The sequence below is a fragment of the Oceanobacillus sp. FSL W7-1281 genome, assembly GCF_037969835.1.
GTDB classification, from domain to species: domain Bacteria; phylum Bacillota; class Bacilli; order Bacillales; family Amphibacillaceae; genus Oceanobacillus; species Oceanobacillus oncorhynchi.
Map to the genome: position 1 here is coordinate 2,648,828 of NZ_CP150214.1, position 24,798 is coordinate 2,673,625.

At 39.5% G+C, this 24,798-nt stretch carries 18 protein-coding genes, 3 pseudogenes and 2 riboswitches; of the genes and pseudogenes, 7 read left to right on the forward strand and 14 right to left on the reverse strand.

Annotated elements, in window-relative coordinates; all coding sequences use genetic code 11:
- Nucleotides 1-5 precede the first annotated feature (5 nt).
- The 3 genes from thiT to MKX55_RS13175 all read right to left on the reverse strand — a co-directional run bounded on the left by thiT (nt 6) and on the right by MKX55_RS13175 (nt 3,040).
- Nucleotides 6-572 carry an energy-coupled thiamine transporter ThiT gene (gene thiT, locus MKX55_RS13165; RefSeq protein WP_339177627.1) on the reverse strand — a complete coding sequence of 189 codons (567 nt, stop codon included), beginning with the start codon at nt 570-572 and terminating at the stop codon, nt 6-8.
- 143 nt (nt 573-715) lie between these two features.
- Nucleotides 716-820: riboswitch (TPP riboswitch) on the reverse strand.
- A gap of 64 nt (nt 821-884) precedes the next feature.
- On the reverse strand, nt 885-2,678 hold the full coding sequence (locus tag MKX55_RS13170) for a M3 family oligoendopeptidase (RefSeq protein ID WP_339233160.1): 1,794 nt from the start codon (nt 2,676-2,678) through the stop codon (nt 885-887).
- A 143-nt stretch (nt 2,679-2,821) separates the two neighbouring features.
- The gene (locus tag MKX55_RS13175) at nt 2,822-3,040 is read right to left on the reverse strand and encodes a phage holin (protein WP_339233161.1); all 219 of its coding nucleotides are present in this window, start codon (nt 3,038-3,040) and stop codon (nt 2,822-2,824) included.
- A 216-nt stretch (nt 3,041-3,256) separates the two neighbouring features.
- Here MKX55_RS13175 and MKX55_RS13180 point away from each other — a divergent pair, with 216 nt between their 5' ends.
- Complete coding sequence (locus MKX55_RS13180; protein ID WP_339233163.1) at nt 3,257-3,790, forward strand: YceI family protein; 534 nt, start codon at nt 3,257-3,259, stop codon at nt 3,788-3,790.
- 58 nt (nt 3,791-3,848) lie between these two features.
- On the opposite strand, the gene MKX55_RS13185 is transcribed toward MKX55_RS13180, so the two are convergent.
- From MKX55_RS13185 to MKX55_RS13195, 3 genes are all read right to left on the reverse strand, one after another.
- A complete protein-coding gene (locus tag MKX55_RS13185) occupies nt 3,849-4,727 on the reverse strand; it encodes a VanW family protein (RefSeq protein ID WP_339233164.1) in 879 nt (292 codons plus the stop codon).
- A 305-nt stretch (nt 4,728-5,032) separates the two neighbouring features.
- Nucleotides 5,033-6,241, reverse strand: coding sequence for an NAD(P)/FAD-dependent oxidoreductase (locus tag MKX55_RS13190; RefSeq protein ID WP_339233165.1), 1,209 nt, complete (start codon nt 6,239-6,241; stop codon nt 5,033-5,035).
- A gap of 418 nt (nt 6,242-6,659) precedes the next feature.
- Entirely contained in the window at nt 6,660-7,553 is an 894-nt protein-coding gene (locus tag MKX55_RS13195) for a hypothetical protein (RefSeq protein ID WP_339233166.1), read from the reverse strand.
- Nucleotides 7,554-7,862: 309 nt separating this feature from the next.
- Nucleotides 7,863-7,967: riboswitch (SAM riboswitch) on the forward strand.
- 143 nt (nt 7,968-8,110) lie between these two features.
- Here MKX55_RS13195 and MKX55_RS13200 point away from each other — a divergent pair.
- Complete coding sequence (locus tag MKX55_RS13200; protein WP_339177642.1) at nt 8,111-9,217, forward strand: methionine biosynthesis PLP-dependent protein; 1,107 nt, start codon at nt 8,111-8,113, stop codon at nt 9,215-9,217.
- Between the two features lie 565 nt (nt 9,218-9,782).
- Here MKX55_RS13200 and spx read toward each other — a convergent pair.
- Both spx and dacB read right to left on the reverse strand, forming a co-directional pair.
- On the reverse strand, nt 9,783-10,190 hold the full coding sequence (spx, locus tag MKX55_RS13205; RefSeq protein WP_042534537.1) for a transcriptional regulator Spx: 408 nt from the start codon (nt 10,188-10,190) through the stop codon (nt 9,783-9,785).
- A 313-nt stretch (nt 10,191-10,503) separates the two neighbouring features.
- Nucleotides 10,504-11,867 (reverse strand): annotated as a pseudogene (dacB, locus tag MKX55_RS13210) (D-alanyl-D-alanine carboxypeptidase/D-alanyl-D-alanine-endopeptidase).
- A 136-nt stretch (nt 11,868-12,003) separates the two neighbouring features.
- Between dacB and MKX55_RS13215 the strand changes: the two are divergent.
- Entirely contained in the window at nt 12,004-12,099 is a 96-nt protein-coding gene (locus MKX55_RS13215; RefSeq protein ID WP_084612984.1) for a YjcZ family sporulation protein, read from the forward strand.
- Between the two features lie 170 nt (nt 12,100-12,269).
- Here the strand turns inward: MKX55_RS13215 and tatA are convergent, their stop codons facing one another.
- Both tatA and MKX55_RS13225 read right to left on the reverse strand, forming a co-directional pair.
- Nucleotides 12,270-12,506, reverse strand: a complete 237-nt coding sequence (gene tatA, locus MKX55_RS13220; RefSeq protein ID WP_339233168.1) for a twin-arginine translocase TatA/TatE family subunit — start codon at nt 12,504-12,506, stop codon at nt 12,270-12,272.
- A gap of 71 nt (nt 12,507-12,577) precedes the next feature.
- A pseudogene (locus MKX55_RS13225) lies at nt 12,578-14,194 on the reverse strand (M20/M25/M40 family metallo-hydrolase).
- 184 nt (nt 14,195-14,378) lie between these two features.
- Here MKX55_RS13225 and htpX point away from each other — a divergent pair.
- Nucleotides 14,379-15,284 (forward strand): protease HtpX, encoded by a 906-nt coding sequence (gene htpX, locus MKX55_RS13230; RefSeq protein WP_339233169.1) that lies wholly within the window; start codon nt 14,379-14,381, stop codon nt 15,282-15,284.
- Nucleotides 15,285-15,353: 69 nt separating this feature from the next.
- Here the strand turns inward: htpX and MKX55_RS13235 are convergent.
- The 4 genes and pseudogenes from MKX55_RS13235 to pruA form a co-directional block, all read right to left on the reverse strand.
- A pseudogene (locus MKX55_RS13235) lies at nt 15,354-16,384 on the reverse strand (lactonase family protein).
- Nucleotides 16,385-17,333: 949 nt separating this feature from the next.
- Complete coding sequence (gene putP, locus MKX55_RS13240; RefSeq protein ID WP_339233171.1) at nt 17,334-18,821, reverse strand: sodium/proline symporter PutP; 1,488 nt, start codon at nt 18,819-18,821, stop codon at nt 17,334-17,336.
- A gap of 139 nt (nt 18,822-18,960) precedes the next feature.
- A complete protein-coding gene (locus MKX55_RS13245; protein ID WP_339233172.1) occupies nt 18,961-19,968 on the reverse strand; it encodes a proline dehydrogenase family protein in 1,008 nt (335 codons plus the stop codon).
- Nucleotides 19,969-20,071: 103 nt separating this feature from the next.
- Entirely contained in the window at nt 20,072-21,619 is a 1,548-nt protein-coding gene (gene pruA / locus MKX55_RS13250) for an L-glutamate gamma-semialdehyde dehydrogenase (protein WP_339233174.1), read from the reverse strand.
- Between the two features lie 244 nt (nt 21,620-21,863).
- Between pruA and MKX55_RS13255 the strand changes: the two genes are divergently transcribed.
- The 3 genes from MKX55_RS13255 to MKX55_RS13265 all read left to right on the forward strand — a co-directional run bounded on the left by MKX55_RS13255 (nt 21,864) and on the right by MKX55_RS13265 (nt 24,773).
- Nucleotides 21,864-23,225 carry a sigma 54-interacting transcriptional regulator gene (locus MKX55_RS13255; RefSeq protein ID WP_339233175.1) on the forward strand — a complete coding sequence of 454 codons (1,362 nt, stop codon included), beginning with the start codon at nt 21,864-21,866 and terminating at the stop codon, nt 23,223-23,225.
- Nucleotides 23,226-23,887: 662 nt separating this feature from the next.
- Nucleotides 23,888-24,067, forward strand: coding sequence for an aspartyl-phosphate phosphatase Spo0E family protein (locus tag MKX55_RS13260; RefSeq protein ID WP_042534554.1), 180 nt, complete (start codon nt 23,888-23,890; stop codon nt 24,065-24,067).
- Between the two features lie 178 nt (nt 24,068-24,245).
- The gene (locus MKX55_RS13265) at nt 24,246-24,773 is read left to right on the forward strand and encodes a hypothetical protein (RefSeq protein WP_339233177.1); all 528 of its coding nucleotides are present in this window, start codon (nt 24,246-24,248) and stop codon (nt 24,771-24,773) included.
- Nucleotides 24,774-24,798 lie beyond the last annotated feature (25 nt).

The following is a 24,798-nucleotide window of genomic DNA, read 5'->3' on the forward strand; positions in this document are numbered from 1 at the left end:
TTTTGTTATACTTTTCCAACTAATGTTCTCGGCTGTTTATAAAACAGGAGGAACACAATAACAAGACTTAAAATAAAGGATGGAACCATATAAGATGAATTATATATTAATGAATAAAGCCACGCCGGCTGTCCTTCGACGGCTGAACCAAAGAAAACCATTCCGGCAATATAATGACATATAAAACGTGCAGCCGATCCCAGAAATACGCCAATTAAAATATAGACAAAGGATCTCTTTACCTGCTTGTTTTTCATGCTTTCGATAACCTGCTTCGAAAACACCCCGGCAAGCCCTACTACTGTAAAAGCTAATCCATACTCAATGATTCCCTGCACGGGATGCAGGATATAAGCTGTACCAGTTGCCACCTGTAATACTCCCCAAAGAAAACCAGATAACAAACCGCCTTTCAGACCCCAGCGAAAGGCTACAATGAAGACAGGAATCATTGCAAAAGAAACGGAGCCTCCTTGCGGCCAAAGCTTAAATCCTAACGGTAAAATATCCAGCAGTAATGCAAGTGCCGTAAAAATAGCTACTTCTACTAAAAATAGTGTTTTATTCTTCAATCGTCTCTCCCCCTTTTACATCGAACAATCTTTTTTAGACCACAAAAAAGCAATGCCAAGGGAGTCTTCTTGATGGCGGTATTCTTTAAAAAAATACATTTTAAAAGAATACCTTAAACTCCACTCACACATTGCTTTTATATCCATCAAAAAGTCCACAATCCCTACGCCAGCGCTAACTGACAGGTTCAAAGGGTCAGAACACAGAAAATGTCCACTCTCAGCCAAAGGCTCCCCTTGCAGGCTTTTTTTATTCACTTTTTTGTATAGGCTTAGTATAAATCACTTTCTAAAAAACCGCAATAGCCTCTTTTACTTTTCAACTCTCTTCGCTAACTCTAAAAATTCCCGCACATCCTGTTTACAGATTTCGATGGCATTTTCCCAAAACTCAGGCTTGGTCAAATCTACTTGCAAATGCTTTTCAGCAAGCTCTTCTACGGTCATTCTGCCGGTATCCCTTAATAAAGCAGTATATTTTGCCTCAAAATCTCCTTCATAATCCTTTGCATAAGCATAAATTCCCTGGCTGAATAAATAACCAAATGTATACGGGAAGTTATAAAATGGCACACCAGTAATATGAAAATGCAGTTTGGAAGCCCAGAAATGCGGATCATATTCAGACAGGCTTCCGCAGTAAGCTTCTTTCTGTGCTTCCTCCATAAGTTCATTTAACCGTTCCGTACTGACCATACCTTGTTTGCGTTCTTCATAGAATTGTTTCTCGAATAAAAAGCGTGCATGGATGTTCATGAAGAAAGCCACACTTCGCGATACTTTATCCTCTAACAGCGTTAATTTTTCTTCATCTGTCGCCGCCATTTTCACCGATGCATCTGCTACGATCATTTCTGCAAAGGTCGAAGCAGTTTCCGCAACATTCATTGCATAGCCTTGATTCAAACCGTTCATATCGTTCATCACATACTGGTGATAACCATGTCCCAACTCATGAGCCAGGGTAGCTATATTAGAAGGCGTTCCGGAGTACGTCATAAAAATACGAGTTTGTTCACTGAGCGGAAAGCTTGTACAGAATCCTCCCGGACGTTTTCCTGCACGGTCCTCCGCTTCAATCCAGCGTTTTTCAAACGCCATTTGTGCGAAATCCGCCATTTTGGGACTGAAGCTGCGGAATTGCTCTACAATAAAAGCAGCTCCTTCATCATAGCTTTTCTTTTCCATTTTTGATTGAATCGGAGCATTTACATCGAAAATGCTTAATTTATCCAAATTTAACAGAGAAGCCTTTTGATGTAAGTAGTCTGCAAACAGGGATTTATGCTTTTCAATCGCTCCCCACATTGTATTTAATGTTTCTTCCTTCATTCGATTTTTTGCTAACGGCTCTTTTAAGACATGGTCCCATCCATAATGTTTATAGGTTTGCAGGCGAAATCCAGCCAGGTGATTTAATGTCTGCCCAAATAAGTCCTCATTCGCTTTCCAGGCATTACTTATTCGCCGGAAAACATATTCTCTCTGCTCACGGTCAGGTGTCGACAGCTTATTAGCAGCTTGTCCAACAGAGTATTGTTGAACTTTTCCGTCCTCTTCTATATCAATTTTCATATTGCCGACTATTGTTTCATACATTTGGTTCCATGCATGGTACCCGTCTATTGCTAAATCACCGATTAAAATTTCTTCATTTTTAGATAATTGTTCACGTGCCCGCTCTCTTCTTTCTGTTAAAATAAATTGAAGCGGTTTTATCATTTCCCTTTCCAGCAACAGGTTCCAATTCGCTTCGGTCACTGCTCCCAGCTTCTGGTCTACTATTTTTGTTAGCGCACTGTGTGCAGCCGCTATCTGCGCTCTTTTTGCAACATAGATGTCCGCCTGTTTATCCGTTACATCCTGTGCACTTAAACAGCTGATAAACGCTCCCATCTCACGTAATTTTTTTGTAATAAGCTCGATTTGTTTTAAAACATGCTCCCAATCTTCGCCAGATCCGTTTGCTTCGAGATTATTTACGATTTCGGTGACAGTCTCTATTTCTTCACTAACCTCATTTACAAATTGACGAAGCGTTTCAGAATCGCTTTGCCCCGGAAAAATAACATCTAAATCCCATGTTGGTTGTAATTTTTGAGTCATCAGCTTCTCTCCCTTTATTTATTCTATTATCTAATATTTAGTATAACGAAATTGTTAAAACAAAGCATTAAAAAAAAGCCTGTAAAGAAAATTTATTCTATTACAGGCATTTATTTCCCATCTATAATTTTTAAACAGCTATTTTATTTCTTTTTAGAAGATTTCTTTTTTTGTTTCTCCTTAGACGCTTTTTTCCGCCTTATCCAAGCATTTAAAACCGCCGCAATGGTGAATATAGCAGATAATAGTTGTTCTATCAGGGTACTATCGATAAGCATCGGTGACTTACCTAATAGCACAAAAATTTGATTTGTTGCTGCGATAATCACGGCTATTATACTAATCATAGCACCTTTGTCCACTTTCTCCCCCTCCTTATACAACCCTATATATTATTATTGCAAAAACAAGGTTTTAGGAACGGCAGAAACCTTTAGAAGTTTCATTATCTATTTACTTGGGTATTATACATATATGCATTTAAAATATTTTTAATTAAAGATACTTGACTTTCTTTATTTATTATTTTACACTTGGTAACAGAAAGTAAGTAACTAATTATTTAGGAGGAATCGTAAATGGCAAAAGTAAACTGGAATTTAGACATAGCGCATAGTGAAGTAGGATTTTCTGTAAAGCATATGATGATTTCAAAAGCAAAAGGAACCTTTGATAATTTTGATGCAAAAATCGTTGCAGATGCAGAGGATTTAACTGATGCAGAGATTGAATTAAACATTGATGTAGAAAGCATCAACACTCGTAACAAAGACCGTGACGACCATCTTCGTTCTGCTGATTTCTTTGACGCAGAAAATTATCCTAAAATCACTTTCGTTGCAACAGATATCAAAAAATCTGGGAATAACTACGAAGTAACTGGTGATTTAACATTAAAAGGAACAACTAAACCGGTCACTTTGGATGTTGTTTTTGAAGGTCAAAGTAAAGATCCAATGAGCGGAAGCATTGTTGCAGGCTTCAGCGGTTCAACAAGCATCAACCGTAAAGAATTCGGTTTAACATGGAATGCTTCTCTTGAAACTGGCGGAGTTCTAGTAGGAGAAGAAGTAAAAATCAACTTTGAATTAGAATTACAAAAGGCTGAATAATATTACTAGCCATTCCATCATAAAACAGCAAGCCCCTGATTTTACGCTGAGCGTAAAATCAGGGGCTTTTTGCCTGAAAAAGAGAGGCATCGTGACTCGTATAAACAGCAACCGTCATCACTCCTTCTTCAGCCCTTGCTTGAATAAGCACCGGACGGTTATATTTATTCCGAAACGCAAAATCCGGCCCCCACCAGCTCACTGTAGCATCTCTGCCCTTCGGAACATAGGGAACCTCTCTGCTGTGTGCATAGCGTTCGGTTATTTCTATGCCTTGCAGATCCACCGCATTAAATAATGTTGAGGATACCTGGCAAATACCTCCGCCAATATCTTCACTAAACTCCCCTTTTACAATTACCGGAGCCGGCAGGTAACCTCTTTCTCTTGTCCGCTCTCCCACGATTTCATTAAAGGAAAAATGCTCACCGGGAAAGATCACTGTATTATTGATTGCATCTGCAGCCAATTCAATATTGCGCGTTCTTTCAATATTCCCTTTTTTAAACCTTGTCGTAAAACGATTTAACTCTTTCTCCTTTAATTCTTTTAAAAGGTCTTCATTCACGCGTGCCGGAATCATTTGTTTTGGTACTTGCAGCCGATTCTCCCCTGCCCCGCCATAATAAGCTTCGTTAATCAGGGTATGAAATTGGTTTACGTCCAGGGTAAATCCTTGTTTTTCTTTGATAATTTCACCATCTTTATCTATATAAGCGTTTTCCGGTTTTTTATAGACCTGCTCCTGCATATATTTTGTTAACCCCTGAATCTCATTCCAATCCAATAACGCTTCATCCATTTCAAATATATACGGCTTTAAATCGATAAGCCAAGAATCATCCTGTTCATCGTAAAGTTCCATAACAGCAGCATTCGTTGTATGAGGAAATATAAGAAATATAAATAGTAATAAAAGTATAATCATTCGCATCATGACACACCCCTTAAGCCTTAGTATGTTTGGGATGCTTTATTTCTATACAGTGAATAAGCTTGGATTTACTGTTACGCGACGGAATATACTCCTTGTTAAAGAGCAAAAAAATTGCCGGGATATATCCCGGCAATTTTTTAAAGCTTATCTAAAGTCCCTGTTGTCTTCTAAATATTCACTTGCAACACGGTAGCCTACCAGGGCTGTCAAAGCAAGTAGAACGTAACATAATAAATTCTTCATATCGCTTACCTCCTGTGGAGTAATTTATCAAATACAACTTCAATTCGAATGTTATTTGGTTATTAGAATGGACGGAATTTACCTTTTTTAAGTAATGTTTTAGCACCGCCGACTAAGAATAGAGAACGGTCATCAACAACTTTTTTCATTGCTGCCGCTGCTTTACCGCTTAGTTTTTTACCATCAAGCACGTTTCCGATCCCATCAGATAAGCCAAGAGATGCAACTGTTCCTTTGTTAGAGAAAACAAAGTCAGTAATCACTTCATCACGAATCAATGCAACAATATTATCTGCTGCTTTCGCACCTTCTTGTACAGCCAGCTGACCAGTTGGAGGGAATGGTCTTCCAGTTTCCGGATCCATTGTCCATGAGCAGTCTCCAAGGATAAAGATATTTTCTTCTCCTTCTGGACGTAAATCTAATCCAACATTTACTTTTCCTTTGAATAATTCAAATCCGGATTCAGCCAATACCGGGTTACCCATTACGCCGCCTGTCCATACAACCGTACCAGCTTTGATTAATTCGTTATCTTCGCCGACAACAAATCCGTCTTCTGTACATTCTTTGATGGCAGTACCAATACGGAATTCTACGCCACGATTTTCTAAGGACTGTTTTCCGTAAGAAACTAAATCTTCATCAAACATAGGTAAAATAGATGGCATTGCCTCTACGTTAATAATTTTTGCTTTGCTGCGATCGATATCGTATTTTTTACATAGCTCAGGTACTTTGTCTGCAAGCTCACCAACAAATTCAATACCTGTGAATCCGCCGCCGCCGACAACGATGGTAAGCTGCTCGTCACGTTTTTCTTCGCTTGAAGAATACTGAGCAAACTGATATTCAATATGCTCTGCAATTAATCGGCTGGAATCAATATCTGTGATTGCATAAGCATTCTCTTCCATACCCGGAATGCCAAATGAATTGGATACAAATCCAAGTGCAAATACAAGATAGTCATAAGCCACTTCGCTGTTTTCAAGAACAACGCGTTTTTCCTCACGCTTTACTTCCGCAACGGTATCGTAAATTAAACGAACACGCTTAGGGTTAACTACATCTGTTAGCATAAAACGTGCCTGATTCGGGGTAATTGTACCCGCTGCTACTTCATGTAACCATGTACTTTCATAATGGTAATTATGTTTGTTGATTAACACAATCTCAGCTTCTTCAGGAGACAGCTGTTGAGTTAAACGTCTTGTTGCAACTAATCCAGCATAGCCTGCACCAAGAACGACTACTTTTGGTTTACTCATAATTCATCTTCCATCCTTTCTATCTTCCACAAATAAAATGTAATGTAATTTCGAACTATCACGTTTAATAGTCACTGCATCTATTATAATATCAAATTTTGCAGGATTAGGCTAATTTTCATTATAATTTCTTTAGAAAACTTAGCGAAACGTGTCTTATGTTCAATATATTATGCTCAGCATGTTATCACGCAGAATACTTATCAGGACAAAATACTTTTTGAATGAAGCGGTTAGCCTTCCCAAGTAGTTCGTTGGGACTGCGATTACTCGCCCCATTTAAATCGTTGCTAAGTATGGGTATGTTGTGCTCATGAAACATAATAAAAAACTGCAAATTAGCCAGCCCGCAGCAAATTTACAGTTTATTATTTACCATGTCCATTTAAAGTATGAAATAACTGAATAGTTTCGTTGCTTAATTAGAGTAAATAGATGCCGTATCGACCTCAGCACCTTTGCGCTCTTCGTTACCTCTTTCTGACTCCTGTTCTGAACTTTCTTCATCCTCTTCAGCCTCGTGATCTTCATTATTCTCTTCTTCCTCGGGCTTTTCTTCCTCTGATTCCGAATCATTACTCTCCGTTTCATCTTCAGGGTCAGGTTCTTCTATATTTGGATTCTCTTCTTTATTGCCATCATTTTCGTCTTTTGGCGGTCTTGATGGATTTTCCGGTTCCTCTTTTGAATTATCATCTTTCCTGTCGTTTGTACTGGAATCATCGGTTTCCGATTTAGAAGCATTAGCATCGGAAGAACGATGGTTTTTTTCAGATTGATTCTGGCGTACAGAAGCTGTGGAACGTTGCGTATTATTCGATTCTGTTTCTCGGCTTTCTGTATTCTCATTATTTTCACCAGCTGCGTTTTCTCTATTTGAAGCATTGCTGCTTTGTTCACTGTCAACTGGTTCATCATTTGTTATTTGATTAGATGATGCTTCCTCAGAAACTGTATAATCTTCTTCCTGCACCTCTGTTTCTGGATTCGTGTATGTTTCTTCCTCTGTTTCGGTACTCTGGTTCACATTACGCTCTTCCTGCGCTTCTATTTCATTGTCTTCCTGCTGAAGTATGTTGCGATAATCTAAATTAGCTGTTTGATAAATTTGTTCATTATCTCCTAATAACCGATTATTCCAAGAGGTTGTAAAAATCTCTACGCTTTCTCCAGTTTGTCCAGTTCCGTCTTCTGTACTCACTTCCATTGAATATTCTACAGAGCGGCTGTCCTTATAAATCCCCATGCCAATGATGATAATACATCCTGCTAACATAGAAATGTTTACCCATAATAGCTTTTTTTTGCGCATATATCTTCTTCCTTTTTAAATAGTTTCATTCGGATATTTATTATTTCACCCTTTTTATTATCAGACATATCCAGCCCATTCAGAGTAATTGTCCATTTTATAACCATTCAACAATACGTTCACTACACTACCATTGTAATCTTCATCGGAGTCCTTTTCAAATACTTTTCGTTTTTTTCAAGCTTCTTCTTTCTATACACAGCCTCTAAGCCAGTGTTGCCGGCTTTTACACTTTTAAAAAAATCAAGACTTGATTTTTTTTCTCCGCTCTTGTAAAGTTAACGTAATTATAATTTAATAAAATTCCAATTCTTATCCAGAGAGACGGAGGGACTGGCCCGACGATGTCTCAGCAACCAGCTGCTTATAGCAAGGTGCTAATTCCAGAAGGGAACTCCCCTTTAAAGATAAGATATGTATCATCACGATATCATACCCTTCTTATCTCTGGAATAAGAAGGGTTTTTTATTTAGTTCACATGGGAAAATCATAAGAAAACTGCATATTCGCGAAGGATGAGCGAATTCATGTTTCTGGATTGAGGAGGCTGAAGGAAATGAGAAAAATAGAAACAGCATTAGTACAGTTAGGTAATAAAACAGATGAACGGACAGGGGCTATAAATCCGCCTATTTACATGTCAACAGCTTATCAGCACCAGGGAATTGGTCATTCCACAGGTTATGATTATACGCGTACCAAGAACCCGACCAGATCGGTTTTAGAGGAAGGTTTCGCAAAACTGGAAGAAGGAGATGCTGCTTTCGCCTGCAGCTCAGGAATGGCAGCTATTCAATTAGTTCTCTCCTCTCTGTTTCGTATGGGCGACCACCTTATCGCGACGAAGGATATCTATGGAGGAACTTACCGTATTTTTAATCATTTTGAAAAAGCTTATAATATTTCCGTGACCTATGATGACTGTCAAAATATTACGGAAACAGAACGATGTATTAATGAAAATACAAAGGCTATCTTTTTAGAAACACCGACGAACCCGTTACTTCAGGAGGTGGATATTGAAAAGTATGCGGAGCTGGCTAAAAAGCATAACCTGCTGCTTATTGTTGATAATACGTTTTTAACACCTTATCTCCAGCAGCCGATCACGCTTGGTGCGGATATTGTAGTGCATAGTGCGACAAAATATATCGGCGGTCATAATGATGTTTTAGCCGGTCTGGTCGTAACCAAAAGTCCTGACCTTTCCGAAAAATTATTTGAAATGCATAATGCGTCAGGAGCAACATTATCTGCTTCAGACAGCTGGCTGCTTGTCCGCGGGTTAAAAACACTTGCATTGCGTATGCAGCGTCACGAGGAAAACGCACAGAAAATTGCTGCTTACCTGCGAGACCACTCGTCAATTGGGCAGGTTTATTACCCAAATAAAGGCGGCATGCTTTCATTTTGTTTAGAAGATGCCGAGCAGGTGCGTTCTTTCTTAGCTAACCTCAACTTAATTGTATTTGCCGAAAGTCTGGGCGGTGTAGAAAGCTTTATTACCTATCCTACAACACAAACACATGCCGATATGCCGGAGGAAGAAAGAGATAACAGAGGAATCGGTGATGACCTTCTTCGTTTCTCTGTAGGAATTGAAGACGCGGATGACTTAATAGCGGATATTGAACAGGCGCTTCTGGTTGTCAGCAAAATTTAAAACAATACTCCTAAGAAAAACCAAGAATACCGCTTGGTCTTTAAAACATCGGTGTTCTTGCCAAAGAGATGTCCGCTCCGGGAAGTCGCTTTCCGCGGGCAACGTTCAGCCTCCTCGGAAGAAAACCGCTTCCTGCGGGGTCTTCACCTGTTGCTTTTCCCGCAGGAGTCGACTTCCCTCCGCTCCCATCTAAGTGGAATTATGTTTTATTTGCTTTTTTACAAGGAAATAACGCAAATTCTAGCGGAAGAAATACACGGAGACTCCTGTGGGAATGCGCAGTGGGAAGACCCCGCAGGAAAAAAGTGTTCTTCTTTTTTTCGAGGAGGCTGAGCTCAAGCCCACGGAAAGCGAAGTGTATTTCTGGAGCGGATATATTCAGCATTTTTTTACTTTCTTATTCTTAAAAAAGAGGCAGCTCATTTTAAAGCTGCCTCTTTTTTTGGCGTAAAGATGAAATTATATTCTTCCTTACATATTATTTAATTTGCTCAACATTCAACATATGGAAGCATACAGCCATTTCATCGTATGCTTCCATAATTTAAGGTTCATTTAAGGTTCGTTACCCTTTTATTAAACCTAAATCCACTTTCCATTGTAACCATTGCAGCTGTCTCGTTTTACGAGGTAAGAATTGACGAATATCTTCCTCATGGTACCCAACTTGGAATCTTTTTTCATCCACCAAAATTGGACTTTTCAGCAGTCTTGGGTACTTGTGAATTAATTTCAATAAAGTTTGCAGAGACAAATCCTCTACATTCAAATTCAATTCTTTAAAAATTTTAGAACGGGTTGAAAGAATCTCATCCGTACCTTCTACAGTCATTTGTAAAATATTCTTTAGTTCGTCAATTGTCAATGGTTGATGTAAAATATTTCGTTCCTTATAAGCAATTCCATTTTTGCGAAACCATTGTCTCGCTTTTCTTGTAGATGAGCAAGATACTCCGTAAATATGCACTGTCATATTCATTCTCCTTATTATTTGACATATTCATTACAAGAATCAAAGTGATTATGATGAAATGAAAGTAAAACATTTCTGCTTCTTCATTCCATTTTTTCTATCTTAGTTTCACTTTAGCATGGAAATGTGGTAAAACTATGGTAAGGTCATAAAAAAAACATGAAATGAAGCTTAATTCAATGAAATAAAGCTTACTGCTATTATTCCTTCGCTCTGTAAATATGCTTTCCCGGCTTCACGATACGCACTTAAATTTCTGTCTGATAACAACTTAAATCAAATAACGAACTCAAAAGAAAACAAATGACAGAGGTCAGCACCATTCTTCTATCTCCGCCATTTTCGCAACCAGTTCATCTTCTAATTCTTTTCCTGTATCCGTATCTAATAAATGGTTAAATAAGATGGAAAAGATAAGCCGTTGTCCCTTTACATTGGTTACATAGCCGGAAAGGGTGCTGACGCCTTCAATGGTTCCTGTTTTCGCACGAACATCCAGTCCCTTCATACGTTCACGTAATGTGCCTCCAATCATTTTATCCGCTTCTCCAGCTGCCGGCAGACTGGCTAAAAATGCAGGGAACCACTTTTCCTGCTGAATTTCATACAGTAATCGCGTCAGCTCTTCAGCTGGAATGAAGTTAGCTGCTGAAATTCCGGAACCGTCCTTTAACTGGATTGTATCCAGATTGATTGAATAGGAAGCCAGAGCTTCTTTTACTGCTGTCAGACCGGATTCCCATGAACCGTCATCATATGTTTTACGCCCTAATTCTTTTGTGATCATTTCACCAATCCCATTATTGCTCAGCTTCATAAAGGGAATAATAATGTCAGTTAATGGCAGTGACTGTTTATGGTGAATACACACTGCATCTCCCGAAGCTTTCCTTTTTTTATCTGGCCTTCTAGCACAACACCTTCCTTTTTTAACATTCGCCGGATTGTGTCAGCGATATAACTTTCAATATGTTTAATGGCCATATATACTTCCTGCTTTCCTTCTTTCCTGCCGATTTCTCCAGATATAAAAAAGTGATTTTCTGCATTATCCCGTCTTACAATCAGTGCTTCCTCATCCGCTTCTTCTGTCGTTACGGCTTTATTAACTACTGTGATTCCTTCCGTATGCGGCAGGATTTCTATTTTTGGCGCTGTATTCAATTCTCCTGGAGAAATAATAAATTTAATGGTATTCGTATCATAATCAGCATCTGGAGCAAGTGTTAAAGCAGATACTTCTGAACCATACCCGTATTGCTGATCAGCCCAAATTAAATCATCAGACCAGCGGATATCATCGTACCAGCTGTCATCAAGAATAAAGTCTCCGGATATATTTCTAATCCCATGCTCTTTTAAAGAAGCCACAAACTGTTTATAATCCTTTTCTTGTAAAGTCGGATCTCCCTTTCCAACCAAATAAACATTACCATGACAGGTTTCCTCCACTACTTCTCCACCCATATGAAGTTCGGTTTGAAATGTATATTCGGGACCTAATTTCCTTAATGCCGCCGCTGCTGTCAGTATTTTCAAGTTGGAAGCAGGCTGCAGCCGTGTTGATGCATAATAATCAAACAGGCTTGCACCGCTTGTCCCGGAGCGCACACTTATTCCTAAAACATCCCCCTTGCTGTTACATTTGTTTAATAAAAAGTTATTTAGTTTTTGCATCGATTCCACCTCGGATGATGTATTACGTTCTTAAATTTCTAATTCGATAACTATAGGTTAAAATCCTTTTTTCTAGTCAAATACCCTCTCAAACATAAAATCATTTCATATAGTAAACATACAGGGGGTGTAAAAAATGAGTAATTACAATGAATTTGGCGGAGGTTTTGCTCTACTGGTAGTCCTGTTCATCTTATTGATTATTGTAGGTACTTCTTATTGGGGATTCTAGTGATGCCATGATAAACAAATCTTTTCCTCCTCTTCCCTATAATTAATTAGCTTCACGTACGGCTGGCTAAGAAAATAGATCGTGATTATGAACGCTTGTAAAGATAATGCATTAACCTCTTTACAAGCATTTTTTATGTGTAATATAAAAACAAGGCGCATGATGGAAAACTACATCGGCGCCTTGTTTCTCTTATTTTGACGGATCCTTTTCGGCTCATCATTATCTTCTTTTATTTCTTTCTTTTTGTCTTCCTCAGACATTATATTATTTGCTGAATTTTTGAATTCCCGTAAGGTCTGTCCGGCTGCTTTCCCGATTTCCGGAAGCTTTTTGGGACCGAAAATAATTAAGGCAATGACAACTATCAATATCAAACCCGGAATACCTATGTTTGCTGGACTCATGGAACCACACCTCCATTCTGATTTCATTATAAATCATTTCGATCTATTTTTTAATGGTTACACCTATAAAATTATGACGATTTGGCTTCTTTTTGTGAAATTTGTAGAATGAGCTGACGCATTAAATACGGAAATTGCTCAAATGCATTGGTAATATGCAGCCTTTCTGTGCGTTTATGTGCATCACGCCCGAACGGACCTACATTTAACACAGGCGCATCCAATTCACGCATCAATGAAAATGGCAATTCATACGAATCCCCCCAGACAGGCGTGTTTTCCTCGTAGACCTGCAAGCCTGTATCACTTCCCGATAATGTACATAACTTAAATCACAAATTCCATTTAAAAAATGACTTCGTTTGATATCTAATTGAAATTCTTTTTTTGCTTCTTTTTCAACAAAATCGACACAATATTCTACAAAGGCGTTGCCGCTGGAATTTACAGCAGGATAATAAGGAGGCGCAAATAAAATCACCATGGCTGGGGCAAGCTCGACAATGAATCATTAAGCTGTCCGTAATACGAAGCGATTTTTCCCGGTCATCATAGTCATCATGAAAATGAATATCCTTTTTCACATCTCCAACAAATTCCCTGCCTAGTTTATTCCCTGCATACTCTAATAACTCTTTATAAGAAATTACTTTCACATGACCAATCGGCTGCACTTGATTATCCTTACATATCTTTTTATACCGCCCATTACATTGTGCAGCAGCAGTCTTGGCAACCTGTTCAAATAAAGCAAAGGCCTCTTCTGCTGTCCGTTCTAAAAGAAAAATATTGTACAAAGCGGAAGAACGGTACGGAGTTTGAGTGGAGTACCGCAGCCGCAAATCGGTTTGCTGCAGGGTAACCGGCAGCGGAGCGGTTTCTCCGAGTACGGTTTCTGAAAAATGGGATTCCATTCCATCTCCCTTGTTAAAAATGAAGAGATAAACGGAGATGTCATTCCGCTCAATGGCTCTCCTGCATGGGTTTCCTTTCCGTAGAATAACGCTCCAGCTAATACCTTCCCGATCGTCCCGCTGTAAATATAGTGTGTATTGTCCTTTGGATCATGACGGAATGTCGGCTCACTATTTAAAAATAACGTATAGATTAACTCATGCTGTTTTTGTAATTCCGTCAGAACAGGGATGGCATAACGCATTCCTGCTGAATTCACTTCTTCGTCGGGCACAGTCAATAAAAGCAGATTAATTGGCCATTTCTCAATGCTGGCCTGTTCAATCAGACTCATATGCATCACGAGGCCCATCTTCATATCCATTGTGCCGCGCCCGAATAAGAAATCACGATTCTATATCTGCACGGATGTCTCTCGAAAATGTTTCTTTTTGTTCCAGATATACTTTCGTAAGCTCCTCCGGCTGTGTTGCGAGCGGCTCCAGTGAACCATATTCCTCGGTATTTACCGTATCAAAATGGCTGATCGTGCAAATCGTCTGCGCAGCTTCCGGATGTTTATATAAAGCCGTTAAAAGCTTCCGGCGCTGGTCTGCCTCATGCAGTTTTAAGTAAGCAGGATGGTCATGAAAATAAGTTAAATCCTGAAGCTTAGCATATAGCTTTCTGGGAAATTGCTTTTCTCCTTCTGAAAGACTGATACTCTTCCAGCTGACTAGCTCATTTAAGAGCTGGCGTAATTCATCCGCACTGTTCCATTGAAATGCCTCCACGAAAACCCCCGCCTTTCTATTAACCTTCCTTTCTATTATATCAGCAATTGAACACGTTTACATTATTAGCAGGTATTCTCTTCCCAAATAATTTTCCATGGCCAGCTAGATAACAGTTCAGTCTTGGCCGCAAAATATGGTATGATTTATTTATAGTATAGAAAATTCATCGAGGAGGTTATGTATGGGGAAAAGAATTACACTGTTTCTTTTAACAAACATTTTAGTTATGACGACAATCGTCATTGTCTGGTCCATCCTTACAAGTATATTTGATATTGGGCCAAGCTATCGTTCAGATGGCGGAAATGATTATGTTTCTCTCATGATATTCAGTATTGTTGTAGGTTTTACCGGTTCATTTATTTCTTTAGCAATGTCCCGTTGGATGGCTAAGACCATGATGAAGGTGAAAATAGTTGACCCGAATCATATTACTACACAGCAAGAGCGTGACGTTTATGAAAAAGTAGAACGGTTATCCCGTGCTGCCGGACTTGCACATACACCAGAGGTTGGTATTTACCCGTCACATGAAGTAAATGCTTTTGCAACAGGTCCAAGTAAAAAACGCTCTTTAGTTGCTGTTTCTCAAGGTCTGCTGGACAGTATGGATGATGATGCCGTAGAAGGAGTCATTGCACATGAGGTGGCTCACGTTGCGAATGGCGATATGGTGACAATGACCTTATTACAGGGAATCGTCAATACATTTGTCGTCTTTTTGTCCCGGATCGCTGCAATGATCGTTTCCAGATTTGTACGTTCCGAGCTGCAATGGATTGTTCAATTTGCTGCAATCATTATTTTCCAAATCTTATTTTCTATTTTAGGAAGCTTTGTCGTCAGTGCTTATTCCAGACATCGGGAATATCACGCAGACCGGGGCGGTGCAGATTTAGCAGGCCGTGATAAGATGACACATGCTTTACAATCGTTAAAAGCTTATATCAATCGTGCAGAAGCAGACGATCACACAAATGACACAGCAATTCAAACCATGAAAATCAGCAATAAATCCAGTATCCTTAATGCTTTATCTTCTCACCCGCCGCTGGATGAACGAATTGCTAGATTACAACAGCGCTAAGAAAATAAAACTTCCTTCTGCGGAGCGTTTACGTACTCCTCCGCAAAAGGAAGTTTTTTTAATAGCTAATTAGGAAAGAAACTTCACACAAACCACTTCTGGAACATCGATTACCTGATCTGTCTGCGTTAATTTTCCTGTTTCTGCATCTCTTTCAAACAATACAACGTTTCCGGTATGCTGATTAGAAGCAAGAAGGAATTTTTCAGTCGGATCTAATACAAAGTCTCTTGGCCATTCCCCGCCAGATGGTGTGAATTCTAGAAATGTCAGCTCTCCGCTATTTTCATCTACTTTGAATGAAGCAATACTATTATGCCCGCGATTTCCTGTATAAAGGAATTTTCCATCTGAAGTGATATGAACCGCGCTCGCATCGTTTGTTTCTTCAAAGTCAGCAGGCTTCGCAAGAATCGTCTGTTTCTCCGTAAATTCGCCTGTCTCGATTGTAATCTAAAACAATTACCTCTGTAGAAAGCTCTGTAATTAGATAAGCAATTGGTTTATTCGGATGGAACGTAATATGTCTTGGTCCGCTCCCCTGCTTTGCATGAAAAGTACTCACTTCCTGCAATGAGGAACCTTCCACCTTATACGTCACTAAACGATCTGTTCCTAAGTCTGCAACAACGATAAAATTCTTATCTGGAGTAAATCCAGTGAAATGGACATGCGGTTTTTCCTGTCTTTCATGCGGTCCGTTTCCTTCGTGCTTGGTAAAATGCCCTTGTTCTACTTCTCCATCTTCATTTGTAAAATGAAGACCGATATCGCCCTTATGATAATTTCCTGTTACTACCACGTTTGCTGCTGCCTCTACGTGGCATGGAGGGTTCCCTTCTACCAATTGACCATTTAATGGGGTTAATTCTCCGCTCGTTTTATCAACACGGAAAGCATTTACGCCTCCCATATCATCTTCCTGCGCAACAGCATATAAATAATCGATTTTCATTAAAATTAAGATATGTTGGGTTTCCAAGCTCTGCTGCTACCTCAGAAGCAGACAGCTGCCCTTTTTCTGTATCCAGAGTGAATCGATATACTCCCTGGCTTGTCTTTCTTGTGTAGGTTCCTGCGTAACCAAAGTATTTGCTCATTTGAATGCATCCTTCCTTCAAAAACTATTCTTTCATTTGTTCATTGTATCATTTTCGACAAAAAGGTTACATACATAAGCATTTTAAAAATTCAATTTGCTGCTAAAACAGTTATCCCCCCGCCTGCGATTGCTCACCCCATGAAATCCGTTGGAGGCGGCTTCCTCCAACTTTTTATAAAATAACTCAACTTTCGTACCTAAGAATAAGCATATATATCTTGCTATTCCAAGATGAACATGTTCTCCATTATCATGCTTACTTTTTGGTTAAATATCGGCCTTTTTGGAATTGGTGATGGTGCATAGCTCCGCTCCGGCCAACCACTCCGCTTTCCATGGGGACGGCTTCAGCTAACTTGAAAAGAAAACCGCTTTTCAAGTGGATCTTCAGCTCGCCCTGTTCCCATAGGAGTCTGCGTGGTTGGCCTGCGCTCTAATAGGATTCTACAGCGAATGAAAGAAATAAGATTTTAATGAGCTGAAGGAAATAGCAGCTTTCGCTTGAATAACCAATCATGATAGCATGGGTTTGAAATACAGGGAATAGTATTTATGCACAGAACACAGAAAGTAATCTTGGCGGAACATGTTACCATACTGCATGAAAAAGATGTTCTATCTGATTAAACATCTATTTGGTGAGTTGTTTTCCGCGTATAGAAAATCATGCTAGCGGAGGCGGACCGTTTTGACTCCTGAGGGATCAGCACCATCTGAAGATCCACTTTTGCTAAGTGCTCTTCTTGGCAAAAGTTAGCTGAAGAGCGTGCCCCTAGGAAAGCAAATTGGTCCGCCGCAGCGGTGCTTTACACTTCACCTTTTATTCTTATGTCAAGGGTGTTATCGAAGGAACGATCAACTCCTGTTCCTATGGAAATGAAATTACTTTTTAGTGTGCGAAAATTGAGTAATAAGAAAGAGCCGGAGTCACACTCCGGCCCTATTTCTTATTTATTCTTATGCTCTTGAAGCCTGCTCATGGTTTCATTAAATTCTGCTTCAATTTCTTTGTTAGGCTTATACGTTTGAAGGCTGACTAAAATAATGACTGCTGTACTCAGGATAAACCCGGGTACTATTTCGTATAAATATCCGGACAATGGAGAGTAGCCCCATGCAAATACAACGATTGCACCGACAATCATTCCCCAAAGTGCTCCAGCTCCTGTTGTTTTTCTCCAAAACAAAGACAGCAGCACGACCGGTCCAAAAGAAGCACCAAAGCCTGCCCATGCAAAGGAAACAAGCCCTAAGATGGTATCGTTTTGCTGCCAGGCAAATATCATAGCGATGAGTGAAACAGCTAAAACAGCCAGTCTCCCCAAATTCACATAGGTTTTATCCTTTGCATCTGCATGAAACACAGCCTTGAAAATATCCTCCACCAGCGCAGAAGAAGTTACCAGCAGCTGGGAAGACACCGTACTCATAATTGCGGCAAGTACTGCCGCCAGCAGAAGGCCAGCTATGAATGGATGAAATAATAATTGCCCTAAAACAATAAATACAGCCTCTGGATCCGCTAATGTCAATTCTGGATTGGCTTGAAAAAATGCAAATCCGGATATCGCTGTTGCGGCAGCACCGACTAATGAAATGACCATCCAGCTGATGCCGATACGGCGGGCAGAAGTGGTTTCTTTCACCGACTTGATTGCCATAAAACGAACGATAATATGCGGCTGCCCAAAATAACCCAGTCCCCATGCTAAGGATGAAATTATCCCCGTGGCTGATGCAGCGGCAAAAAAGCTTAATATATCGGGATTGACATCTTGGACAATGGTTACTGTTTCGCCAATTCCTCCAAGCGAAACAATGGTCATTGCCGGTACCAGAATCAGCGCCAGGAACATCATCGTTCCCTGCACTACATCGGTAAAACTGACTGCAAGAAAACCGCCGACAAGTGTATAGATAATAGTTACCGCTGCTACGGTCATTAAGCCAGTATGATAGTTTACATCAAAGGCGCTCTGAAAAAATACGCCTCCTGCAACCATCCCTGAAGAAACATAAAATGTAAAATAAAGCAATATAACAATACCGGATGCGATGCGTAATACCTTCGTATTGTTTTTAAAGCGGCTGTCTAAGTAACTTGGAATCGTAATGGAGTTATTTGATACCTCGGTATAGGTCCGCAGTCTCGGAGCAATAATCAGCCAGTTTACCCAAGCCCCGGCTGCCAGACCGATGGCCATCCATCCCTCGGCCAGACCAAATACATAAATTGCGCCGGGAAGTCCCATTAACAGCCATTGCGACATATCGGAAGCACCGGCACTCAGTGCTGATGTAACAGGCCCCAGACTTCTTCCGCCCAGCATATAGTCATCTAAATTCGATGTCTTACGGTAAGAATATAAGCCAATAGCGATCATCACTAAAAAGTACAAGACAATCGCCGTAATTTGATAGGTTGTTTCTGACATCCTTCCCTCTCCCTTTGTAGGTGATAAAATTTATAATAACAAGTGTAAAACTTGTAATTTTCATTTTGTTCATTAGCCTGTCTCTAATAACAGGCGTTGAAAAAGACGGTATGAGAAACAATCCTTTATGAGTTATCTGCTATTTCTTCTCCTTCTTCTTCCGCCTCCCCCAAAAAAGCAACAGCGTTAACGCTGCAGTTCCAATGATAATCGGCTGCTTTTTCAGCTTATCCTCCTCTGTATAAAAAACATCTTTCATAAGAAGATTCAGGTTCTGCGGTCTCTCTGCCAAACGGCGCATAAAATATCCGAACCAATCCTCTCCAAAGGGGATATATGTGCAGAATCGAAACCCCTCTTTTACTAATTGATGCTGCATATCGACTCGGAAACCGTAAAGCATTTGAAACTCAAAACGATCTTTTGAAATGTGATGTTCTTCGATAAACTCCTTTAATTCCTGAATGATACGATGATCATGCGTTGCGATAGATGTAAAAGCTTTTCCAAGCAACCTTTTCTTTGCTATCACCAGAAAATTCTTATCAATCTCCTCTTTGGAGGAATACGCAACCGTGTTGTCTTCTTTATAAGCTCCTTTTACGATACGCAGCCGCACTTCTTCAAGATCGCTTAAATCCTTCTCTGCATCAAACAAGTATGTCTGTATAACCGTACCGACATTGGTATAGCTTTTTCGAAGGCTTTTCAGAATCTGCAGGGTTTTCTCATAGTGGATATACTTCTCCATATCTATATTCACAAAAATGTCACATGCATGAGCCACGTCTAGAATCTGCTCCACATTTTCAATACAAAAGGATTCTTCAATATCCAGCCCCAGCTGCGTCAGTTTGATAGAAATATGACAATCCAAATTCTCTTCCTGAATTTGATGAAGCATTGCTATGATTTTCTCTTTTGCATGCACTGCCTCGTTTCTATCAGTTACAAACTCGCCGAGGTGGTCCATTGTACAAGATATCTGTTTTTGATTCAACTCTCTTATTACAGGAACAATGGCATCGAAAACGGTTCCGGCTACGAAACGTTCTGCTCCAAACCGCGTTCCAAATTTTCTTGCGCTTTTATTTAAAAAGTCATTATTGGAAAGTCCTATAAAAAAATCTCTAGCTAAATTAGCCATAACCCAATATCCCCCCATCTTCAAAACAAGCTCTTCATTTAAAAAGCTTCCTGTGAACAGAAAAAACGATTTCTGCTTCTGTTCACAGGCAAGCTGCTATCTATTAAAATTGTTCTGACACAATTTTAGCCTCCAAGAAATGCTGCAGGTAATCCGGACCTCCTGCCTTTGAATCGGTTCCTGACATTTTAAATCCGCCAAATGGCTGATAACCGACAATGGCTGCTGTACAGCCGCGGTTAAAGTACAGGTTGCCGACATGGAAATCCTCCCGGGCACGTTCTAAATGATTGCGATTTGTAGAAATAACCGCTCCCGTTAACCCATATTCTGTATTGTTTGCAATCTCTAACAGCTCATCAAAGTCTTTTGCCTTTGCAAACGCAACGACAGGTCCAAAAATCTCCTCTTGCATGATACGTGCTTTAGGATCCAGATCCTTGAAAATGGTTGGATAGATAAAGAAGCCTTTAGAGTCATCTGTTTCTCCACCGAAAACAAGCTCTCCTTCTTCCTTGCCAATTTCAATATAGTTTTTGATTTTATCAAATTGTGCCTGATTAATAACCGAAGCCATATACACATTTTCCTCAGATGGATTGCCGACAGTTAATGTTTTGGCAATTTCAACTGATTTCTTGATAACTTCATCGTAGACATCCTCATGGATGATTGCACGGGAGCATGCAGAGCATTTTTGTCCGGAGAATCCGAATGCAGAATGAACAATTGACTCCGCAGCCAAATCTAAATCAGCTGTTTCATCAACAATAATTGTATCCTTCCCGCCCATTTCTGCAACAACCCGCTTCAGATGCTGCTGTCCTTCTTGAATTTTAGCTGCACGTTCAAAAATACGGACACCAGTCGCTCGTGAACCGGTAAAGTTAATAAAATGCGTATCTTTGTGGTCTACCAGATAATCGCCAATTTCCTTTGGATCACCCGGCACAAAATTTAATACGCCCTTAGGCAGACCAGCTTCTTCTAATACTTCTACAAGCTTATATGCAATAACCGGTGTATTTTCAGAAGGCTTTAATAAGACCGGATTTCCAGCAACAATCGGAGCAGCAACCGTTCCGCACACGATAGCAAATGCAAAATTCCATGGCGGAATAACAACACCGGGCCCCATTGCTTTATAAAAATATTTATTATTTTCCGTCATACGGTCTTCTACATGTTTTCCCTGATCAAGCTCCAGCATCTGGCGTCCATAATATTCTAAAAAGTCAATGCCCTCTGCAATATCTCCATCCGCCTGATCCCAAGGCTTGCCGGCATCTTGAATCAGCCAAGCAGAAAATTCATGCTTGCGGCGGCGGACAATTGCGGCCGCACGGAATAAAACATGCGCACGATCTTCCACTGGTACTTTTCTCCAGGTTTCATAAGCTTCTACTGCTGCCTGAAAAGCGTGTTCGACATGGTCCTTTGTTGCTTTTGATACGTTTCCAACCACTTCTTCCTTATTAGCTGAGTTGATGGATACCAGTTTATCCTCTGTATAAACTTTTTCTCCGTTGATAACCAGCGGATAATCTTTACCCAGCTCCGCGCGGACAGAACGTAATGCTCCCTCCAGTTCTTTTCTATTCTCTTCTTTCTTAAAATTTGTAAATGGTTCATGTGTAAATGGCTGCACCATGTAACATACCTCCTAGTAGATAATTTAATTCTGTTTTTCTATCAATCTATATGCAAAAAACATGCCAGTATTATCATTATTAATAAAAACACCTGATGAAAGCTTGTGAATAATGGAAGCGATTTCATTATTTTGTGATTTTCTATTGCCTTTTACTGCAAATCACCTTTACAATAGTGTAAAGGAAAATTACACATATTGTATAGAGGGTTTACAGTTTACTTTACATTTACGAGGTGAGTATATGAATGAACTTTTTTTCTTTGAGGAATTATTACAATCTGAAGATGATGCCATTACCATTGTAAATATAGAACAAAAAGTAATCTATTGGAACCATGCTGCCGAACAAACCTATCAAATTGATAAAGAACAAATTATCAACCAGCCTGTCACAGACTTCTTTTCACATGATGACCTGATGGTAATGAAGGTTTTAAATACGAGGAAGCCTGTTAAGAATGCCTATCACAGACCAAGGAAAGATAAGCATGTTGTGGTCAATTCCTCCCCTGTCTTCAATCAGGAAAATACTTTAATCGGTGTGATTTCGATTGAACGGGATATTACCCACATTGTGAAACTGAACGATAATTTGGAAAGTACCTCCCAAGAGCTGCAGGAGCTAAAGCAAAAAATGACTCCCGCCTCTTCCAGCTCTCCCTTTGCTAAATTAAAAGGAGACAGTCAGGCGCTTCACCAAATGATCCGGCTCGCCAGTAAAACTGCCGGAACCGATGCAACCACCTTGATTCTTGGAGAAAGCGGTACAGGGAAAGAGGTATGTGCCCGGGCGATTCATGATGCCAGTAAAAGAAAGAATGCCCCTTTTATTCCTGTCAATTGCGGCGCCATCCCGCAGGCATTATTTGAAAGTGAGTTATTTGGCTATGAGAGCGGCTCCTTTACCGGTGCTGAAAAAGGAGGGAAAGCAGGGAAAATTGAAATGGCTGATGGCGGCACAGTTTTTTTAGATGAAGTAGGTGAGCTTCCCTTAGATATGCAGGTAAAGCTTCTGCGTGTTCTGCAGGAAAATCGTATTTACCGTATCGGTGACTCAGGCGGAAAACAAATTGATGTCCGATTCGTTGCTGCAACAAATCAGAATTTAGAAAAGCTGATGCAAGAGAATAAATTCAGATCGGATCTATTTTACCGATTAAATGTTATTCAATTGACCATGCCTCCTCTGCGTGATAGAAAAAAAGATATCAGCATCCTGGCAAAAACATTTTTAAAGCAATTTGCTGCGAAGTATCAGACTTCTATTCCAGAGATACCTGATGAAACAATGGAAGCCCTGCAGCAATATCATTGGCCTGGAAATATAAGAGAAATCAGAAACCTGATGGAAAGAGTCATTATCCTGCATGAGGGAACAACCTTAACCAGACAGGATGTATTAAGCTTTCTCCCAGTCTCCTTTTCAAATCCTCCCTTGCCGCATACGGAAACACTGCCGCTGGAGAAGGAAAACTTGGAGAAAATATCAATTGAACAGGCATTGGAATTATGTAACGGCAATAAATCAAAGGCAGCTAAACAGCTTGGTATATCCCGTGTTACCTTGTATCAAAAAATTAAAAAATACCATCTCGACATTTGATATACCTTCTTTTTCATTAACGTTTGGAGCTGTTTTCCAGGGCTAAAAAATATTCGCGGACACATGTCGCTTTTTATGAAATCAAAGACAGTTAAATAAAAAGAGAGGTTTTTTTCCCTCTCTTTATTTAATTGGTTAAAAAGCAAAACATTATTTAATTAACCATCCATACTGTAGAAAAATGCATGTTAGCCTTACAGCTAGGTGCTTGCAAAAACGGATCCCCGCTCCCCGCCGTGAAATAAGGAGACTATCTTTGTAAGAGCGCATCGCACTCTTCTTTAGAACAACATCATTTTTTTACTAAATATATCGAAAAATCAAATATTAATGCGCTTCTTCAAGGAATACGCTCGTACACTGCTAATTAAACGGAAAACTGCCCCCACGAGCAGCTAGATGATGATCTACATTGGTATATTTTAAAAGAAAAGGAAAATAATGATGCTCGATTATTCAGTAAAATCACTAAACTACTATTTTAAGAATAAGACTCTCAGACCATTTTTTAAAAAAATGAGAAAGAAAAACCACTAGTTTTGTCGAAAGCATTTCATTTTTTTTCTCTTTTTGCGATAATTCTTTTGGTACTTTAATAATAAGCTTTTATTACATTATTCATCGCAGCCAAATATTACTAAGAAAGGTGCATCGTAAAGGATATGAAAGAAGAAGTAAAGATTGATGAGTACAACAGGGAGGCCATTGTACTATCAATTGTTCAAAAAAGAAGTGAAATGTTACAACAAGCACAAAAGAATGGCTTGGGAGCCAAAGAAACCGTTAACTGCAGCCAAGAATTAGATGAGTTAATGAATCAGCTAGTTCTTTTAGATACTTAACATAAAAACGTACAAACAAAATCATTACATGATTAAATAGGGAAAGAGGCTCTTTTCATAAAGGGGCCTCTGTTTTATTATAATAATATAAAATACATCGTTTCCTCCAAAAAATTGAAACCAAACTGTAACAATAAACGTACATATAAGTAAGACATGGAAAAAGGGAGGGTACATATTGACTTTATTTGGTTACGCTATACAAGATTTATATTTATGGATACTGATTATAGCAGCAATTTTAACTGTTGTTGTTTTATTGTTTGGAGATTTATTGGATGGCATCTTTGAATCCATTCCTTTCTTGCACCCGGTGCTTGTTCTCTCCTTTTTCATTTTTTTATCTGCCATGGGATATGTTCTCGAATGGTTTATGGACTGGTCAAGTTTAATCATTTTAATTATTTCTTCTATATTAAGTATCATTTTTGTAACTCTCCTGCATTTATTTGTTCTTGTTCCAATTCGATCAGCTGAACAATCATGGGGATATTCGGAAGAAGCTCTCATTGGCAGTGTAGGGACTGCGATTGTATCTATTCCGATAGATGGTTATGGAGAAGTAATGGTGCAATGGAAAAGTGGAGTTATCTCAAAACCGGCTGTCAGCTATGATAATGAAGCAATCGCTCAGGATGAGCGCGTTTTAATTATCGAAATTAAAGATGGTGTTTTCTATGTCAGCCCCTATCAATCGTTGGATTAGCTAATTATGGATTAGCTTTTCACAT

What these genes read in the sequence shown, in the direction of transcription:
- MKX55_RS13200 (WP_339177642.1), top strand. Translation starts at nt 8,111, where the DNA reads ATGAGAAAAATAGAAACAGCATTAGTACAGTTAGGTAATAAAACAGAT.
- MKX55_RS13255 (WP_339233175.1), top strand. Translation starts at nt 21,864, where the DNA reads ATGAATGAACTTTTTTTCTTTGAGGAATTATTACAATCTGAAGATGAT.
- pruA (WP_339233174.1), bottom strand. Translation starts at nt 21,619, where the DNA reads ATGGTGCAGCCATTTACACATGAACCATTTACAAATTTTAAGAAAGAA.
- MKX55_RS13245 (WP_339233172.1), bottom strand. Translation starts at nt 19,968, where the DNA reads ATGGCTAATTTAGCTAGAGATTTTTTTATAGGACTTTCCAATAATGAC.
- htpX (WP_339233169.1), top strand. Translation starts at nt 14,379, where the DNA reads ATGGGGAAAAGAATTACACTGTTTCTTTTAACAAACATTTTAGTTATG.
- putP (WP_339233171.1), bottom strand. Translation starts at nt 18,821, where the DNA reads ATGTCAGAAACAACCTATCAAATTACGGCGATTGTCTTGTACTTTTTA.
- tatA (WP_339233168.1), bottom strand. Translation starts at nt 12,506, where the DNA reads ATGAGTCCAGCAAACATAGGTATTCCGGGTTTGATATTGATAGTTGTC.
- MKX55_RS13195 (WP_339233166.1), bottom strand. Translation starts at nt 7,553, where the DNA reads ATGCGCAAAAAAAAGCTATTATGGGTAAACATTTCTATGTTAGCAGGA.
- MKX55_RS13215 (WP_084612984.1), top strand. Translation starts at nt 12,004, where the DNA reads ATGAGTAATTACAATGAATTTGGCGGAGGTTTTGCTCTACTGGTAGTC.
- MKX55_RS13170 (WP_339233160.1), bottom strand. Translation starts at nt 2,678, where the DNA reads ATGACTCAAAAATTACAACCAACATGGGATTTAGATGTTATTTTTCCG.
- MKX55_RS13185 (WP_339233164.1), bottom strand. Translation starts at nt 4,727, where the DNA reads ATGATGCGAATGATTATACTTTTATTACTATTTATATTTCTTATATTT.
- MKX55_RS13190 (WP_339233165.1), bottom strand. Translation starts at nt 6,241, where the DNA reads ATGAGTAAACCAAAAGTAGTCGTTCTTGGTGCAGGCTATGCTGGATTA.
- spx (WP_042534537.1), bottom strand. Translation starts at nt 10,190, where the DNA reads ATGACAGTGCATATTTACGGAGTATCTTGCTCATCTACAAGAAAAGCG.
- MKX55_RS13180 (WP_339233163.1), top strand. Translation starts at nt 3,257, where the DNA reads ATGGCAAAAGTAAACTGGAATTTAGACATAGCGCATAGTGAAGTAGGA.
- MKX55_RS13260 (WP_042534554.1), top strand. Translation starts at nt 23,888, where the DNA reads ATGAAAGAAGAAGTAAAGATTGATGAGTACAACAGGGAGGCCATTGTA.